At 63.1% G+C, this 16,104-nt stretch carries 15 protein-coding genes and 2 tRNA genes; 9 read left to right on the forward strand and 8 right to left on the reverse strand.

Features of this window, described 5'->3' with window-relative positions; genetic code table 11:
* Nucleotides 1-235: 235 nt before the first annotated feature.
* A tRNA-Ala gene (locus MCUHO_RS02970) sits at nucleotides 236-307 on the reverse strand.
* 58 nt (nucleotides 308-365) lie between these two features.
* On the reverse strand, nucleotides 366-1,493 hold the full coding sequence (locus tag MCUHO_RS02975; protein WP_067073236.1) for a nicotinate phosphoribosyltransferase: 1,128 nt from the start codon (nucleotides 1,491-1,493) through the stop codon (nucleotides 366-368).
* A 145-nt stretch (nucleotides 1,494-1,638) separates the two neighbouring features.
* Here MCUHO_RS02975 and MCUHO_RS02980 point away from each other — a divergent pair, with 145 nt between their 5' ends.
* Together MCUHO_RS02980 and MCUHO_RS02985 are read left to right on the forward strand one after the other, a co-directional pair.
* Nucleotides 1,639-2,310, forward strand: coding sequence for an MTAP family purine nucleoside phosphorylase (locus MCUHO_RS02980; RefSeq protein ID WP_067073171.1), 672 nt, complete (start codon nucleotides 1,639-1,641; stop codon nucleotides 2,308-2,310).
* The gene (locus tag MCUHO_RS02985; protein WP_067073172.1) at nucleotides 2,307-3,614 is read left to right on the forward strand and encodes an amidohydrolase family protein; all 1,308 of its coding nucleotides are present in this window, start codon (nucleotides 2,307-2,309) and stop codon (nucleotides 3,612-3,614) included. Before MCUHO_RS02980 ends, MCUHO_RS02985 begins: the two co-directional genes overlap by 4 nt.
* A 9-nt stretch (nucleotides 3,615-3,623) precedes the next feature.
* Here the strand turns inward: MCUHO_RS02985 and MCUHO_RS02990 are convergent, their stop codons facing one another.
* Together MCUHO_RS02990 and MCUHO_RS02995 are read right to left on the reverse strand one after the other, a co-directional pair.
* The gene (locus tag MCUHO_RS02990; RefSeq protein ID WP_067073173.1) at nucleotides 3,624-4,469 is read right to left on the reverse strand and encodes a 4Fe-4S ferredoxin; all 846 of its coding nucleotides are present in this window, start codon (nucleotides 4,467-4,469) and stop codon (nucleotides 3,624-3,626) included.
* 39 nt (nucleotides 4,470-4,508) lie between these two features.
* On the reverse strand, nucleotides 4,509-6,209 hold the full coding sequence (locus MCUHO_RS02995; RefSeq protein WP_067073175.1) for an AMP-binding protein: 1,701 nt from the start codon (nucleotides 6,207-6,209) through the stop codon (nucleotides 4,509-4,511).
* 95 nt (nucleotides 6,210-6,304) lie between these two features.
* Between MCUHO_RS02995 and MCUHO_RS12575 the strand changes: the two genes are divergently transcribed.
* Nucleotides 6,305-6,458, forward strand: a tRNA-Trp gene (locus MCUHO_RS12575).
* A gap of 284 nt (nucleotides 6,459-6,742) precedes the next feature.
* Here MCUHO_RS12575 and MCUHO_RS03000 read toward each other — a convergent pair.
* Nucleotides 6,743-7,054: a DUF421 domain-containing protein gene (locus MCUHO_RS03000; protein WP_067073176.1), complete on the reverse strand. Its 312-nt coding sequence runs from the start codon at nucleotides 7,052-7,054 to the stop codon at nucleotides 6,743-6,745.
* Nucleotides 7,055-7,218: 164 nt separating this feature from the next.
* Between MCUHO_RS03000 and MCUHO_RS03005 the strand changes: the two genes are divergently transcribed.
* The 3 genes from MCUHO_RS03005 to MCUHO_RS03015 all read left to right on the forward strand — a co-directional run bounded on the left by MCUHO_RS03005 (nucleotide 7,219) and on the right by MCUHO_RS03015 (nucleotide 10,593).
* Nucleotides 7,219-8,400 (forward strand): bifunctional 5,6,7,8-tetrahydromethanopterin hydro-lyase/3-hexulose-6-phosphate synthase, encoded by a 1,182-nt coding sequence (locus MCUHO_RS03005; protein WP_067073177.1) that lies wholly within the window; start codon nucleotides 7,219-7,221, stop codon nucleotides 8,398-8,400.
* Nucleotides 8,401-8,500: 100 nt separating this feature from the next.
* Complete coding sequence (locus MCUHO_RS03010; RefSeq protein ID WP_067073178.1) at nucleotides 8,501-9,088, forward strand: PH domain-containing protein; 588 nt, start codon at nucleotides 8,501-8,503, stop codon at nucleotides 9,086-9,088.
* The gene (locus MCUHO_RS03015; RefSeq protein ID WP_067073179.1) at nucleotides 9,085-10,593 is read left to right on the forward strand and encodes a PH domain-containing protein; all 1,509 of its coding nucleotides are present in this window, start codon (nucleotides 9,085-9,087) and stop codon (nucleotides 10,591-10,593) included. Before MCUHO_RS03010 ends, MCUHO_RS03015 begins: the two co-directional genes overlap by 4 nt.
* Before the next feature lie 129 nt (nucleotides 10,594-10,722).
* Here MCUHO_RS03015 and MCUHO_RS03020 read toward each other — a convergent pair whose 3' ends face one another.
* Nucleotides 10,723-12,498: a TIGR03768 family metallophosphoesterase gene (locus tag MCUHO_RS03020; RefSeq protein WP_235808141.1), complete on the reverse strand. Its 1,776-nt coding sequence runs from the start codon at nucleotides 12,496-12,498 to the stop codon at nucleotides 10,723-10,725.
* Nucleotides 12,499-12,875: 377 nt separating this feature from the next.
* Here MCUHO_RS03020 and MCUHO_RS03025 point away from each other — a divergent pair, with 377 nt between their 5' ends.
* Nucleotides 12,876-13,187, forward strand: a complete 312-nt coding sequence (locus tag MCUHO_RS03025; protein ID WP_067073182.1) for a nucleotidyltransferase family protein — start codon at nucleotides 12,876-12,878, stop codon at nucleotides 13,185-13,187.
* On the forward strand, nucleotides 13,174-13,521 hold the full coding sequence (locus tag MCUHO_RS03030) for a HepT-like ribonuclease domain-containing protein (protein WP_067073184.1): 348 nt from the start codon (nucleotides 13,174-13,176) through the stop codon (nucleotides 13,519-13,521). The genes MCUHO_RS03025 and MCUHO_RS03030 overlap by 14 nt, the downstream gene beginning before the upstream one ends.
* A 51-nt stretch (nucleotides 13,522-13,572) precedes the next feature.
* Here the strand turns inward: MCUHO_RS03030 and MCUHO_RS03035 are convergent, their stop codons facing one another.
* Nucleotides 13,573-14,655, reverse strand: coding sequence for a GHMP family kinase ATP-binding protein (locus tag MCUHO_RS03035; protein ID WP_067073186.1), 1,083 nt, complete (start codon nucleotides 14,653-14,655; stop codon nucleotides 13,573-13,575).
* A gap of 14 nt (nucleotides 14,656-14,669) precedes the next feature.
* Entirely contained in the window at nucleotides 14,670-15,221 is a 552-nt protein-coding gene (locus MCUHO_RS03040; RefSeq protein ID WP_067073188.1) for a ferredoxin domain-containing protein, read from the reverse strand.
* Between the two features lie 88 nt (nucleotides 15,222-15,309).
* On the opposite strand from MCUHO_RS03040, the gene msrA reads away from it, so the two are divergent.
* On the forward strand, nucleotides 15,310-15,804 hold the full coding sequence (gene msrA / locus MCUHO_RS03045) for a peptide-methionine (S)-S-oxide reductase MsrA (protein ID WP_067073190.1): 495 nt from the start codon (nucleotides 15,310-15,312) through the stop codon (nucleotides 15,802-15,804).
* Nucleotides 15,805-16,104 lie beyond the last annotated feature (300 nt).

A 16,104-nucleotide genomic window follows, 5' to 3' on the forward strand; every position in this document is an offset into this window, starting at 1 on the left:
AATTCAAAGCAGAAGTTTCTCGGAGTGACACACCCGTGTTTCCCCCCGCCATCATCGCCCCTTCTTCAGTGTCTCCATCCCTTCAAACGAGCCGATGAAAGCCAGATCTACAAGGATACGAAACTCGCATGTACCCCGTTCGTATATCGCCAAAAATTCATCGAAAAGAATCCTCCTGCCGCAGGCAGGGTAGGGCATCGCCGTAAACCAATCAGATTTATTTCTCAGAACAGTATGGACCGAGCGGGAATTGAACCCGCGGCCTCTACCATGCCAAGGTAGCGATCTACCCCTGATCTATCGGCCCCTGTTACCCTACAATGTTGATCGTGATCACATAATAAGGATTGGGGCAGGCCGGCCCCCTATCCCTCCCCGGCAAGGGTCGAAAGCCGCGAGAGCACCCGTTCCCGCGCATCCTCCATCTTCGGGCGCACCAGGGCGATGCCGTTCTTGATGCAGGGGGCGAGGAGCGGCACCGCGCCCTTCGGCGCCGGGGTCCGGGCGGGGAGGACGAGGCGCCGGCCGGCGGGGAGGTCGTAGACCTGCTTTGCGCTGCTCCGCTTCCCGCGCTTCGCGTAGGGCCGGCCCTTCATCTCCACGATGTCCATCGAAAAGTCGATCACCGGGGCGTTCGCTATCGCGCCCCCGACGCCGAAGGCGTCGCCGATATCGCGGTAGGCGGCGACCTCGGCGCGCGACAGCCCGCCCGAGAGGAAGATCTTCACGTCCGGGTAGCCGTTGACGTCGAGCTCCCAGCGCACCTCCTCGACGATCGCCCGCATGTCCCCCCGGCGCGACCGCGGCGTGTCGAGCCGCACCGCCGTCGCCCCCGAAGCCGCCGCCCGGACCGCCTCGTCCGTCTCGTCGGAGAAGGTGTCCGCGAGCATGATCCGCGGCACCTCCGGGCCGGCACCCTGGGCGAACGCGAGCCAGGCGTCCTCCTGCTCCGGGTAGCACATGATGAACGCGTGCGGCATCGTCCCCGCGAGCGGGATCCCGTCCGGCGCACAGGTGTTGCTCGCCCCGTCCACCCCGCCGATCCAGGCCGCCCGCTCGATCATCGCCGCGATCGCCGGGTGCTGGCGGCGGGAGCCGAAGGAGAAGACCGGGCGGCCGCCCGCGGCCAGCTTCATGTGGGCCGCCGCCGAGGCCACTCCTGAAGCGTGGCAGAGGAACCCGAGGATGGCCGTCTCGTAGACCGCGAAGTCCCGGTAGCGGCCGGAGATCCGGAGCACCGGCTCGTTCGGATAAAAGATCGAGCCCTCCGGCATCGCGTCCACGTCCACCGGGAGACCTTCGAGCAGGTTGATGACGTCGTCAAGCCCGCAGAAGACCCCCCAGGGGTCGGGGAGCGCCGCCGCCGTCACCTCCATCGTGACGTGCGGGTTGATGCCGTCCCGCTCCATCACCTCCACGACCCGCCGGAAGTAGATGTCCGTACACTCACCGTTCTTGATGGCATCCTCGCCGACCATCAGAAACCGTCCCATGATCATTGCGGTTGTCGCGATGGCGTAAATCCTTATTGAACCGATCCGGCGGCACCGGAACGGTGATCCTTTTTTGCTGGGACATCAAAGCAGTAAGGAGAATGTCATACGGAGAAGCGTATGCCGCTGTAGTGGAGAGGATCTAGTGCTCGGAATCATCGGGGGCACCAGCCTCCTCTTCGCCGACCTGCCGGCGCTCGAGAAGACCATCGTGCCCACCCCCTACGGAAAGGCGGAGGTGCATACCGGAGAGTTCGCGCTCCTCCTGCGCCACCAGCACAACCTCCCCCCGCACCGGATCAACTACCCCGCGTGCCTTGCCGCGCTCGCCGTCCTCGGGGTCGATGAGATCATCGCCTTCGGCTCCGCCGGATCCCTGAAACAGGAGATCCCGCCGGGCTCGATCGTCATCCCCACCGACTTCCTGAGCGTCACCGACATCCCGTCCATCCACGAGTGCTCGATCGGCCACGTCCGGCCGGAACTGGACGGTGATCTCGTCCGCACCCTGGCCGAACTGGTGCCGGACGCCCGGACGGGCGGCGTCTACGCCCAGACCCGCGGGCCGCGGATCGAGACGGTCGCCGAGGTCAGAGCGCTTGCCCGCGCAGCGGATATCGTCGGGATGACGGTTGCGAGCGAAGCGACGCTCGCCCTCGAACTCGGGATGCGGTTCGCCGCCGTCTGCACCGTGGACAACTACGCGAACGGCCTCGGGGAAGAGACCCTGACCTACGAGCACATCCTCGCGACCTCGCGGGCGAACTGCCGCAGAACCGAGATCATCCTCGAAAAGATTGTGGAGAGACTTGCATGAACGAGATATTCACGGCCCGGGGATCCGTCCTGATCGCCGGGGTCGCCATCGACGGATCGACCGTTGATATCGCGATCGACGAGACCGGCGCCATCGCCGCGATCGGGAAGGACGCCAGAACGACCATCGACGCCGAGATCGTCATCGACGGCTCCGACCGGGTCGCCGTCCCCGGCTTCGTGAACACCCATACCCACGCCGCGATGAGCCTGCTGCGGGGCTACGCCGACGACATGATCCTGCAGGACTGGCTCGCGCAGAAGATCTGGCCGCTCGAGGCCCACCTCACCGGCGACGACGTCTACGCCGGCACCAGACTCGCGTGCCTGGAGATGATCAGGAGCGGCACCGTCGCGTTCAACGACATGTACTTCTTCATGGACCGGGCGGCCGCCGCGGCCGACGAGATGGGCATGCGGGCGACGTTCGCCTACGGGTTCATCGACCTCGGGATGGAGGAGAAGCGGGAGGCCGAGATCAAAGCGACGGAAACCCTCGTCGCCCACGTCAAATCGCTCGATAACCCGCGGATCAGAGCGGCCGTCGGGCCCCACTCCGTCTACACCGTCTCCCCCGAGGGGCTCTCCTGGTGCGGCGAATACGCGGCCGAGCAGAATATCGGCATCCACGTCCACCTCTCCGAGACCGAGAAGGAGGTCGCCGACTGCGTCGCCCAGTTCGGCAAACGCCCCGCATACCTCCTCGACGAATGCGGCTGCCTCACCCCCCGGACGGTCGCCGCGCACTGCTGCTGGCTCGACGAGGCCGAGTGCCGGCTCCTTGGAGAGCGCGGCGTCACCGCCTCCCACAACCCGGCGAGCAACATGAAACTCGCCGTCAACCGGGCGATGCCCTACCACTGGCTGAGACAGTACGGGGCGAACGTCGCCCTCGGAACCGACGGCTGTTCCTCGAACAACAACCTGGATCTCATGGAGGAGATGAAGTTCGCAGCGCTCCTCCAGAAGTTCGCCTGGAACTCGCCGACCCTGCTCCCCGCCGGCGAGGCGATCGGCATGGCGACCGCGGCGGGCGCCCGGGCGCTCGGCACCGGCCCCGGCACCCTGACCGTCGGCGCACCGGCCGACATCGTCCTCCTCGACGCCCGTGCGGCCTGCAACACCCCGCTCTTCCACCCCGACTCGAACGCCGTCTACGCCTGCAGCGGCGGCGTGGTCATGACCGTCCTCTGCCAGGGAAGGATCCTGATGCACGAGCGGGAGGTTCCCGGAGAAGAGGAGATCGTCCGCGAGGCAGGAGAGACCGCCCGGTCGCTCGTCGCGCGGGCAGAAGAGGCCCAATAACTTTTTTTTTTATCGCGGCCTTCGCGACTCGCAGGGCACGCCGGTCTGGCAGAAACCGCAACTCGCGACCGGGAGGCCGAGTTCGCCCTCGACGAAGGGCATCGCCGTCTCCCGGAGGTACGCGAAGCACCGCTCCTTGTCGTGCCCCTCCGCCGAGATCGCGCCCGCGGGGCAGCGGCGGATGCAGGCGTCGCACCCGGAGGAGCGGAGGCAGTATGCAGTCCTGTCCCCGTACGGCCGCGGCGTCGCGGGAAGATCTATCGCGGCCACGACCGACCCGAATCGCACCGCCTTGCCCCGCTCCGTGATCAGGCCGTCGCAGAGGCCGAAGGTGCCGAGGGCTGAAGCGTAGGCGGCGTGCCGCTCCGACCAGCGCGAGGCGATCCCGAACCGCGCCGAGGTCTCCCGCCCGAACGCCGGGAGCCTGGCCGGGGCGACGGCCGGGTACCCGGCATCGACGAGCACCCGGGCGAGACGGTCGCGGAGAAGGTCGTTCACCGCCTCCCCGTAGTGGCGGGCAAGGCTCCAGCGCCGCGAGGGAAGAGCCGTGCACGCACGGTGGTCGCGCCGTGTCGCAGCGGTCTGCGGCAGCGCCCAGACGACGACGGCGAGGTCGGACGCCGCGACGTCCATCTCCGGAAACCCGCTACAGAGCGCCTCAAGCGGCGTCCAGTGAAACCGTCCGATCGTCTCCTGGAACTCGGTATACAGCGGGTCGTCGCCGCGGGAGACGCCGATGAGCGGGCTGTCCCAGGCGGGCTCAGCGCAGTCCGGGCCGAGCCGGTTTACGTCCGGGTCGGCGAGGACTGAACGGATCTCCTCGAAGATCTCCCGGACGCCGAACGAGTCGTGCATGATAAGAACGCGTCGTCCGGGATAAAAAAGGTGGGACGGTTACGCCGTCTCGATATTCGACTCGTCTTCGAGGCCGAGTTCCTCGATCGCCATCTCGCGCATCTTGAACTTCATGATCTTGCCCGAGACCGTCATCGGGAAGTCGTCGACGAACTTGACGTAGCGCGGGATCTTGAAATGCGCAATCTTGCCGCGGCAGAACTCCTTCACCTCTGCCTCCGTCAGGACCGCGCCGTTGTCGGGCTTGATCCAGGCCATCAGCTCCTCGCCGTACTTCTGGTCGGGCACCCCGATCACGTAGGCGTCGGCGATATGCGGGTGATTGTGGAGGAACTCCTCGATCTCGCGCGGGTAGATGTTCTCCCCGCCGCGGATCACCATATCCTTCAGGCGGCCGACGATCTTGATGTAGTCCTCCTCGTCCATCGTCCCGAGGTCGCCGGTATGGTTCCAGCCGTGCTCGTCGATCGTCGCCCGGGTGGCGTTCGGGTTGTTGTAGTAGCAGCGCATCACGCAGTAGCCCCGGGCGCAGATCTCGCCGGTCTCGCCGCGGGGAAGGATCTTCTTCGTGTGGGGATCGACGATCTTGATCTCCGTGTGGGGGAACGGCCTCCCGACGGTGGAGACGCGCCGCTCCAGGGGATCGACGGTCGTCGTCATCGTGACGCCGGGAGAGGTCTCCGTCTGCCCGTAGACGATCACGATCTCGGACATGTTCATCTTCTTGTTGACCTCCCGCATCACCTCGGTCGGGCAGGGCGACCCGGCCATGATCCCGGTGCGGAGCGTCTCAAGCCGGTACTTCGGGAAGTCCGGGTGGGAGAGTTCCGCGATGAACATCGTCGGCACGCCGTGGACCGCCGTACACCGCTCGTCCTGGATGGCCTGGAGAACCGATTCGGCGTTGAAGACCGGCGCAGGCAGCACCATCGCGGCGCCGTGGGTGACGCTCGCCATGTTCGAGAGAACCATACCGAAACAGTGGTAGAACGGCACCGGGATGCAGAGCCGGTCTTCGTGGGTGAACTTCATCCCCTCGCCGATGATGAAGCCGTTATTCAGGATGTTGTGATGGGTCAGGACGACGCCCTTCGGGAACCCGGTCGTCCCGCTGGTGTACTGGATGTTGACCGCATCGTCGAAGTCGAGCGACGCCTCCCGCTCCCGGAGTTCCTCGGGGTTGATGAGGTCGGCCTTCTCCATCAGGTCGTCCCAGGTGTACATCCCGTTGTAGGGGATATCGCCGAGGAAGACGACGTTTTTGAGGAACGGGAACTTGTCGCTGTTGATCCGGCCGGGCTTCGCCTCGAACGCCTCCGGGCAGGACTCGTAGAACATCCCGACGTAGTCGGAGGTCTTGAACCGCCCCTGGATGAGGAGGGTCTGGACCTCGGACTGCTTCATGGCATACTCGAACTCATACGTCCGGTATGCCGGGTTGATGTTCACCATGATGGCGCCGATCTTTGCGGTGGCGAACTGGGTGAGCACCCACTCCGCGTAGTTCAGCGCCCATATGGCGACCCGGTCCCCGCGCTCCACGTCGAGCGCCATGAGGGCGCGCGCCAGGGTATCGACGCGCTCGAGAAACTCCGCATACGTCCACCGGAGATCCTGGTGGACGGAGACGAGTGCTTCGCTGTCCGGATGCTCCGCTGCTATACGATTCAGCATCTCACCGATGGTGATGCCGAGCAGGGGTATCTGCGAGTTCCCACACGCGTAACTGCCCTCAACCATTCTGTATAAATGGGCACGGGTACGGTTATATGATTACTGGTTTTTTCCGAGCGTAATCCTTATACTGCATGGCCATCTAAGGTATAGAGAGCAAGGGGGTCGTGGCCTAGTCCGGAATGGCGACGGGCTCCAGCGGTCTTTGCACGTGATGAACAATGGGTCTCCTGATAACAAGATGATGACCCGTTGGAGCACTGATGCATGTTCGGAGAGACCCGTCGATCGTGAGTTCAAATCTCACCGACCCCACATTCTTACGATTCTAACCCGATACCGCAGGGTATCGACGTTCATTCCGACTTCTTCTCCTCCTCTGCGGCCGCGGCCGCCCGGTGCCGGTCGCTCTCCCGGTACGTCAGCGCCGATATGTCGCCGTCGCTCTCGATGTAGGCGACCCGCACCGTCTCAATCCCATCGATCCCTCTTGCGCGGAGTGCGATGGACGGGACGTCCGGAGCTCGAGCACTCGAAGAGTGCGAGCCGTTCGATGAGGTCGTCGTGGGTCATCAGTTCCCGCCTGAGGCTTCGTTCGATCACGCGGCCGTTCTTGAGCGGCCCCGGCGAGACGATGCTGCGAAACCGCCTGCTCCTGTACTGCCCGAAGGAGACGAGCACCGAGAGGGTGAGAAGCGTCGACGCGCTGCAAGGAGCGAGCCGTCGCCCGCGGTGAACGCCTCCGCGGTACTCTCGGATATGATGAGGAGGAGGATCAGGTCGAAGGGGGTCAGCTGCCCGAACTCGTGCCTGCCGATGAGCCGCATGACGAGCAGGAGGAAGAAGTAGATCACCGTCGCCCGGAGGATGAGTTCAACGACCGGCGTCTGGAGGACGAAAAGTTCCGACATGAGCGTGAGTGAACCGTGGTCGGATTATACCTACCCCTGTCCTGCGAGAGACGCCTTCACCCGGTCTCCTGAGCCGGATCTTCTGGAGATAAGGGTATCGCCCCGACCGGGAGGTCTTTAATACCTGCCTCACCAATATTTCAGCACTATCTGAGGGTATCCATATGTATCTCATCGGTGAAGCACTGGTTGGAGATGGCGCAGAACTTGCGCACATCGATCTGTTAATCGGAAACAAAGAGGGCGCGGTAGGACAGGCGTTCGCGAACTCCATCTCGCAGCTCTCCAGGGGCCACACCCCGCTCCTCGCGGTCGTCAGGCCGAACCTGCCGACGAAACCCTCGACGCTGATCATCCCGAAGGTCACCCTGAAGAAAGAGTATCAGGTGAACCAGATGTTCGGGCCCGTCCAGGCCGCGGTGGCGAAGGCCGTCGCCGACTCGGTCGAGGAGGGCGTCTTTGAGGGAGTCGATATCGAGGACACCGTCATCATGGCGAGCGTCTTCGTCCACCCGACCGCAGAGGACTACAACAAGATCTACCGGTTCAACTACGGCGCGATGAAACTCGCGCTCCGCCGGGCACTCGACCGGTTCCCCGACGTCGAGACGCTCCTGCACGAGAAGGACCGGGCGGCCCACGCGGTCATGGGATTCAAGGTCCAGCGCCTCTGGAACCCGCCGTACCTCCAGGTCGCCATGGATCTCGTCGACAGGAACCACATGAACAAGGTTCTCGACGAACTGCCCCAGAACGACCACCTGATCATCGAGGCCGGAACGCCGCTGATCAAGAAGTTCGGCCTCTCGATCATCTCCGAGATCCGCGAACGCCGCCCGAACGCGTTCATCGTTGCGGACTTAAAAACCCTCGACACCGGCAACCTCGAGGCCCGGATGACCGCCGATGCCGGCGCCGACGCCGTCGTGATCTCCGGTCTCGCGCCGATCTCGACGATCGAGAAGGCGATCGAAGATACCCGCAAGACCGGCATCTACACGGTCATCGACATGCTCAACGTCGCGAACCCCGTCGCCGTCATCGAGCAGCTGAAGGTGAAGCCGGACGTCGTGGAACTCCACCGCGGCATCGACGTCGAGGATACCGCCTACGCCTGGGGAGACATCCCGGCGATCAAGAAGGCCGGCGGCGAGCGGCTGCTGGTCGCGACGGCAGGCGGCGTCAGGCAGCATGTCGTGAAGGACGCGCTCAAAGCGGGCGCCGATATCCTGGTCGTCGGCCGCGCCATCACCGCGAGCAAGAACATCCAGAACGCAGCGGAAGAGTTCCTCAAGGAACTGAGCACCGAAGAGATCGACCAGTTCCGCATCATGACCGACTTCTAAAGTCGGCCGATATCTTTTTTCCACCGGAGGGTTCCCGGCGTTGCGGGGACAGAAGCCGTCCCGACATAGGTTGAAGTGAGCAGGACGACAACGAATAACCATGTCGTTTCCCGGCCCGGTGAACGGGCAGGCTCCGGCCGACGAGGGATCGCCGGAACCCGGGGCGGGCACGGACGGTTACCGGCGGCTGAACCGGAAGTGCATGCTCTCGATGTACATCGACTACGCCATGTGGTATGCGGTTCTGCTCGCGGCCTACATCCTCACGAAGACCTATGGAGAGGGATTCCTGGGGCCCTACTCCGATCCTGTCGGGTACGGGTTCCTGGTCGTCCTCGGGATCGCCCTGGTCTACATAGTTGCAGCCCCGCCGGTCTTCTACGCCCGGTACCGCTACCGGATCACCGAAGACAGGGTGGACGTGCGCTGCGGCGTCCTCTTCATCCGCCACACCCTGGTGCCGATCGAGCGGGTGCACCAGGTGGAGATCGCGAGAGGCCCGATAAACAACATCCTCGGCCTTGCGGACGTCACCATAACCACTGCAGGGGGCGAAGCGGAGATCAGGTACCTCGAGATTGACGAGGCGGAGACGGTGGCCGACCGGCTCAACAACCTGATCGGGAGGATGCTCCGGGAGAGGATGCCGGCGGCCCCCACCCCCCGGCCGGGGGCTGCAGACGAATGACCGGAGCCGGCACCGGGACGGCTGCGGATACCCCAACCCGTCATGGCGAGAAGATCCGGTGCCACCCGAGCATCATCGTGGAGCGATCGATCTCCGCAATCGTGGTGCTGGCCGTCCTCGCCACGCAGCTCGCCAGGGGTGCCGTACCGGCCACGCTCGCGATCCTCTTCGTCGGGCTGGTGCTCTTCAACTACCGGCAGTGGAGCCGGACGACCATCCAGTTCAACGAGACGGACGTGGTGGTGGAGAGGAACACCCTCTTCAAGATGAAGAAGACGCTCCCCTACGCGAAGATTGCGTCGGTGAACATCAACCGGGGCATCCTGAATCGGGTCTTCGGGACGTCGAGGCTGCTCGTCAACATCAACTCGGGCAGCGGCGCCACGGTGCCGGAAGCCGTCCTGACGTTTAGCGAGGACGTGGCGGAGGGGATACGGGCCGGGATGGCAGAGCGGCTGTACGGCCACGAGACCGTTTTGGAAGACGAGCCGGCCGAACCCCCGGTCACGTTCTCCCCGGCGGACGTGATCGTCCACGGCCTCTTCAGCGTCTCGACCTACCAGACGGTCTTTGGGTTTGCGTTCCTGGCCTACTCCGTCGTTCAGGTATACGTCTCCACGGTGACGGGAGCGGGAGCGGGCGGTACGGCGCTGGTCTCCCTGCTGATGTTCTTCGTCGTCCAGCTGGCACCGTCGGTCTCGCTGATATTCCATTACTACAACTACCGGGTATACCGCCGGGGCGACACGATATACCTGGAGCACGGCCTGATCAGGACGTATAAGACGTCGTTTGACGTCTCGCGGATCAACGCCGTCCGGGTAAAGCGGACGCTCGCGGCCCGGCTCCTTTCCCGGTCGTGCATCGAGGCGGAGGTGGTGGGGCTCGCGTCCGGGAGCGGGGAGAGTCTCCGCCCCGTCCTCTGCCTCTTAAAAGACGATGCGACGCAGCAGAGGCTTCTCGAAGACCTGGTGCCGGAGTTCGTGGCCGAGCACGCCCGGGAGCGGCAGCCGGAGGGGGCGAGGAGCGTCCTCCTGATCCGGGCCGCGCTGGCCTCTCTCGCGCTCGTTCTGGCGGCGGCCTACCCGTCGATCTACCTCTACCGCGAGACGGCGGCCCTGACCGGGGTAGCCGGCACGGTGCTCCCGTACGCGCTGCCGCTCGCGACGACAGCAGCCATCCTCGCGATCTTCTACGCGACCGCGGTCTCCTACCGGATCACGGAGTTCGGTACCGGCACCGACCTCTTCACGTTCGTGAGCGGCGCCGTCGACCGCGAGACGGTCGTGATGAACTACGACAAGGTGCAGATGGTCCGGATAACGAGAGGGCCGGTCGCCCGGCTCTTCGGCGTCGCGAGGGCGAGGGTGCATCTCCTCTCGGCGGTCGGGGGAGCGAGCGTATCCTCGGGGTATTTTGCCGGGAGCCGCCTTGCCGCCATCGGCGAGACCGTCATGGAGCGGATCGCGAGCGGGGAGTACGATTGGCGGAAGAACAGTATCTGAGCGGGGGAAGGCCCCGGCTGTGAGAGATCTCGAATCCGGGAAGAGGAATCAGCTCGATCGGTATGAGAAAAAGGGTGGCAGGTCAGGGCTCACCGGTAGACCGGGCCCGGTAAAAGTGCGATCGCCTGCCTAGAGATCTCTTCTGGTCTTCTGAAGTATCTCCTGCATCTCCGGGGTCAACTGGAGAACAAGCTCTGCGTTATATGCACCGCTCGGTTTCATCTCTACGGGAGATTGGAATATCTGTTGGGCTGCGATAGCATACGACCGCGATTGGGCAGCGGGCGATCCGTCTCTGACCGCCGGATCAACATTGGTCGTAAAGATTGAGACGGTATTGTCGTCGTTATAGACGACCTCGAAGGTCCGGAACTGCTGGGGGAACTCCCGCAGCGATGCGGTTTCAACCTGCCAGAAACCGAGTTCAGGGCGGTCAGGATCCGGAGATTTGATAGGGATCACGGTATTCTGGTGACGATGTCCCGAGATCCATGCCATGAGATTTGGATAGGTCTGAAGTTTGGCTATCAGATCAACATCGGATACCGCGGCGTACTCACTCCATTTCATTAACGAACTCAGACCGGCTTCATCCTCCTGGATGACTATCGGGATGTGGGCTGCGATGATCATGAGCTTTCCTTCAGCCTGACCACTCTCGAGTTCCTGTACCAGCCAGTCGTAGCGTTCCTGATCGATAGAACCAAACCCGGAACTGCCTTCACCGGGATCATCGTCCCTCTGGGTATCATCGAGCACAATGACCTTTATCGGAACATCCGATCTCGGTTCGAATGAATAACAGGCAAATCCCGTTGTTCGATCGGACTGGTTGAATCCATGTCCTTGAGGGTTTGAAGAGGAGTCTAAAAATCCACCGATCCACTCTGTTCTCGAGAGGAAACTGCGATTTTGATCGGCCGGGACTGTTGGGGGACCATCAGGGAAGTCGGTGATGGGGCCTGCACCGATAATGTCACCATAGGGTGTCCGACCATCGATTGCTCCCATATAGAAGCCACGGCTCTTCAACTGGCGCGGGTCGGAGAAGATATTACCCAATTCGAGTACGGCGGTACCGGTCAAGGCACTGTTGACGTGATCATCCGGAGGGAAGAGACCCATCCAGAAGTGATCGTGATTGCCGAGAACCTGATACCATCTGATCGATTCATCAAGCCCTGCCGCTTTGTACTGGTCCTGGTAATCGTTGAGAGGGCCGGGGATTGGATCGTCCCTGTCACCCGAATCGGGGTTGACCATTCTGCCGTCAAGCACATCGATATACCATTGCAGTTCGTTGTACTGGCCGCTGTTGATTGCGTCGCCAAGGGATATGCCGAAGTCGAATGGATCCTCTTTGTGAAGGGCGTTCACCGTCTGGACCGCTGCGTCGAGGGTATGGGTGGTATACAGCATGGCCGGAGAGTATCCAGAAATTACACCCCATTTATAGCCATAATAGACCACTTGAGCAGGAGACTCTTTGTCGGTGATATGGATATCGCTCATGGCAAAGAAGGTCAAAAGTTTCTCTGCATCGGTATCAGATCCAGGGGTGTATCCATCCGGCATGAGGTCCAGTCTCTTCTCATAATCCAGCCCCTCGCCGAACTCCCAGACCCCATATCCATACTCTGAAAAGTTCGCGACCTGATCCGGATCCAGGGCAGGCGACGTCGAAGGGACGGGGACAGGAAGAACGGTTCTGTCAACTGTTGTCAGGACCAGAGAATCTATTGGATAATCCGGTTCTCCTTCTTCAGGGGGCTGGGAGCCGGGAGCAGTACATCCTGCTGCAGTGATGAACACCACGAACAGAAGAGCCAGTATGGCGCCTGTTTTAGAATTGTACATATTTTTCTTTGAATCAAGATGAAGATAAGGCTGTTTATAGAAGAGCACCGGATCGTCAGATGTATATGCCGGCAATGACGGGATGCGACAGTACGGATAACAATACTCCTTTTCCTGCAGCTGCGCCCATTCATGACGAGGCTCACAAACGTCCGACACCCCATGACGCGAATTGGGAACCTATCGTGGGCGGATCCCTGTTCCGGGCGGCATCCGGGGCGATTATGTTCATTATCGGGGTTGGTGTCGTTTTCTTCAGTGCGAGGCGCGGCGGGAAATAAACGAGTAATTGGCCCCCGGAGAACTCCCGCCACGAGTACAGCGCCCGTTATCGGGCTGATGCCGAAGCCGGGGGACCGGGCTGGAACGGTTCACCCGAAAGGGCTAATGTCTCAGGAGTGATAATACCGTCATAGAGGAGTCCGATGCACCCCATCATCCGCGAAAAGATCCCCGATCTCGCCGGCATCGCGGCACGTCACCGCGTGAGGCGACTGGGTATCTTCGGTTCGGCGGCAGGGGACCGGTTCGACCCGGCAGCAAGCGACATCGACTTCGTCGTCGAGTTCGAGCCGATGACCCCGGTGGAGCATGCACGGGCGTACTTCGGTCTCGCCGAAGACCTGGCCCGGGCCTTCGGGCGCGAGGTCGATCTTGTTGAGCTGTCTGCGGTAAGGAACCCGATCTTCCGCCAGGCGGTGGAAGAGACCGCGAGGGAGATCTATGCCGTCGCGTGAGGCGCGGAAGTATCTCTACGATATTGCCGAGGCCGCGAAGTATATCGCGCAGTTCACCGCCGGCAGGACGTACGAGGAGTATCATGCCGATCCCATGCTCCGCTCTGCGGTAGAGCGGCAGTTTGAGATCATCGGTGAAGCCCTGAACCAGCTCCTCCGACAGGAACCGGCTCTCCAGAAGAGGATCTCTAATGCACCCCTGATCATCGCGTTCAGAAACCGCTTGATTCACGGATACGCGGACGTATCGGACGAAGTTGTCTGGGGCATCGTCGAGGGATACCTCCCGGTTCTCGCCGGCGAGGTAAAGGCTCTTCTGGCAGAGGACGAGTAGAGCGTGCCGTTAAGGTTCTAAAATGAGGTTCTGGGAGTGATGGCCCGCCCCTCACGCCCGCTCTTCCAGGTGAACCTCCAGCCCCTCGTTATCGACCGTGGTAGCAATCGCGACCCGGAGGCCTGCCTTCGCGAGGATCTCCGTCACCTCCTCCTCCGGGAGGTCCGTGATGACCGCGATCGACGGGCCGACCGAACTCATCCCGACGAACTCGAGGCCGGCGTCCCGGAGCGCCGCCATGTAGCGGTAGATCTCGAACCCGTGATGCTCCACCTCGGCGCGTTTCGAGCCGCGGAACTCGATCTCCCAGATGACGTCGCCGGCTTTCCGGAGATCGCCGCGCTCCAGCGCGGGGATGAGGTCCATCAGGACGAGGTAGGACTTCAGCTCGCGGTCGCGGTAGTCGAGCGTCCGGGCCTTGTTCATCAGGAGGTCGAACTCCTTCTCCCCCGCCGACGAGATGTCGGAGGACGGGATGGCGATATAGACGTTCTTGCCCATCCCGAAGGCGTGCCGGTAGATGAGCGCCAGTTCGTCGCCCATCACCACCATGCCGCCGTGGCTGCTCGCGGCAGGCCCGACACCGGTCTCGAACCCGAACGCGACGTTCCCGGCCTCCGTCTCCTCGACGAAGTTGCAGCCGAGGAGGAGGCGGAGCTCATCGGAGGTCAGCGGCGAGCCCACGGCGGTGTTCAGGGCGTTCGCGGCCGCGATCAGGATGGTGCTCGTCGACCCGAGCCCGACGTGCTCGTACTGGTGGTCGCGGGCACGGATCTTGAAACCGCCCTCATACCCGACGACCTGCCGGAACGCCTCCGCGAAGTGCCGGAGGAGCGGTTCGCGGGTGTAGTCGATCTCGAGCCCTGAATCCGTGCACTCGACCTCGGCGGTGCAGTAGACCCCGATGGCGAACCCGATCCCGCCTCCCCCGGGGTGATCTGGGGAGAACCGGTTCATGTCAAGCACGGTGAGGTGGATCCTCGCCGGGGCGCGGGCGACGACCGTTCCGGATACGGGGGTGAGCCGGTAGTCCTTTTTGAGGCCGCACGGGCGGATATTCTCGCCGGGGGAGAAGGAGGTGAACTCGTACTCGACGAGGTCGAGGTCCCCGCCCCGGATCTTCATGACAGCCATTTCGTCACTTCGTTTCAGCGTGTACGGTCAAAGAAGATATCCTTTCCCGCTGCCCGGAGCGGGATGCCGTAGGCTACCCCGCAGCCTTCCAGCCATCCGAGCGAGAGCGCCCCGACGCCGGCGGAGTACATCACCCGATTGTCGACGTTGTGGAGGCTCGCGGTCTTCGCCGCGGAACCGACGGCGATCCCGAGATCCGCCATCCGGACGATGCAGTTCGGGCCCCGGAACGGCGTGGCCGGGGGGGTTAGCTCGCGCTGGGCGTCGAGCATCTCCGCACAGGTGGCGTAGCCGCACCCGCCGCAGTCGAGCCCCACGGCATCGGCGAAGAGCGACCCGACGAGGAAGCAGGCGTCGCTCGCCGCGACGTTGCCCGCGTCCCTGATGAAGAACCCCACGTCGTGCTTCTCGCCGTACTCCCGCATCGCCCCGGCGAGCTGCTCCAACTCAGTGCCCGTGACGATCATCGTCTTGATGACGTCGCTGCCCTTCGCCTTCGGGGCGGTGCGGGCAGAGAGCGCCATCAGCCGGGCGACCATCTCTACGGCGTCTGATTCAAAGAACATGAGAGTACGTGGCCCCGACCCAAGATAAGGGTATGCCCGGGGGGGGTCGATACCTTTTTCCACGAACCCGCAAAAGAGCCGGACCGTCATGGCACCGGAGAAGAGTCTCGAAACCGCCACCTTCGGCGCAGGGTGTTTCTGGGGCGTCGAGGAGGCGTTCCGGCGCGTGCCGGGCGTCGTGGATACCGCGGTGGGGTTCATGGGCGGCACCGCCGAGAACCCGACCTATGAGGGCGTCTGCACGGGAAGGACCGGGCACGCCGAGGTCGTGCAGGTGACCTACGACCCGGAGAAGGTCTCGTACAGCAAACTCCTCGAAACGTTCTGGGACGCCCACGACCCGACCACCCCGAACCGGCAGGGGCCCGATATCGGGACGCAGTACCGGTCGGTGATATTCTTCCACACCCACGAGCAGGAGGCGGAGGCCCGGGCGTCGAAGGAGGAGATGGACCGATCGGGGAGGTTCCGCCGCCCCATCGTCACCGCGATCGAGCCCGCGGGAACGTTCTGGCGGGCGGAGGAGTACCACCAGCAGTACTTCGCGAAGCGCGGCGGCGGGCAGTGCCGGACGGTGTGGTAGGGGGCGGAAGGAGGTTTATTCGGGCTGGATCTCTGGGGGGCTGCGGTTAGAGGGATCGAGCGTTCTTATGCTAGAGGGTTATGACCCGGTGCTGGGATTCCCGCGCTCCGTCTAGCCATTCTCATGCTTCTCGGATAGTAGAAACGAGAGTAAATCCGATGCAGTGGACCGTGGGAATATCGCCATTGGGGGAGGGGCTGACGGGTGCAGGTGAGTTACGGCTACGGCCTCTTCACCGGCGGCCTCGGCGCCCACTACGGCGCTGAGCGTGTCGGCGCAACCGTCCTTCCGACAAGCGTC

Source organism: Methanoculleus horonobensis (assembly GCF_001602375.1).
Classification (GTDB): Archaea; Halobacteriota; Methanomicrobia; order Methanomicrobiales; family Methanoculleaceae; genus Methanoculleus; species Methanoculleus horonobensis.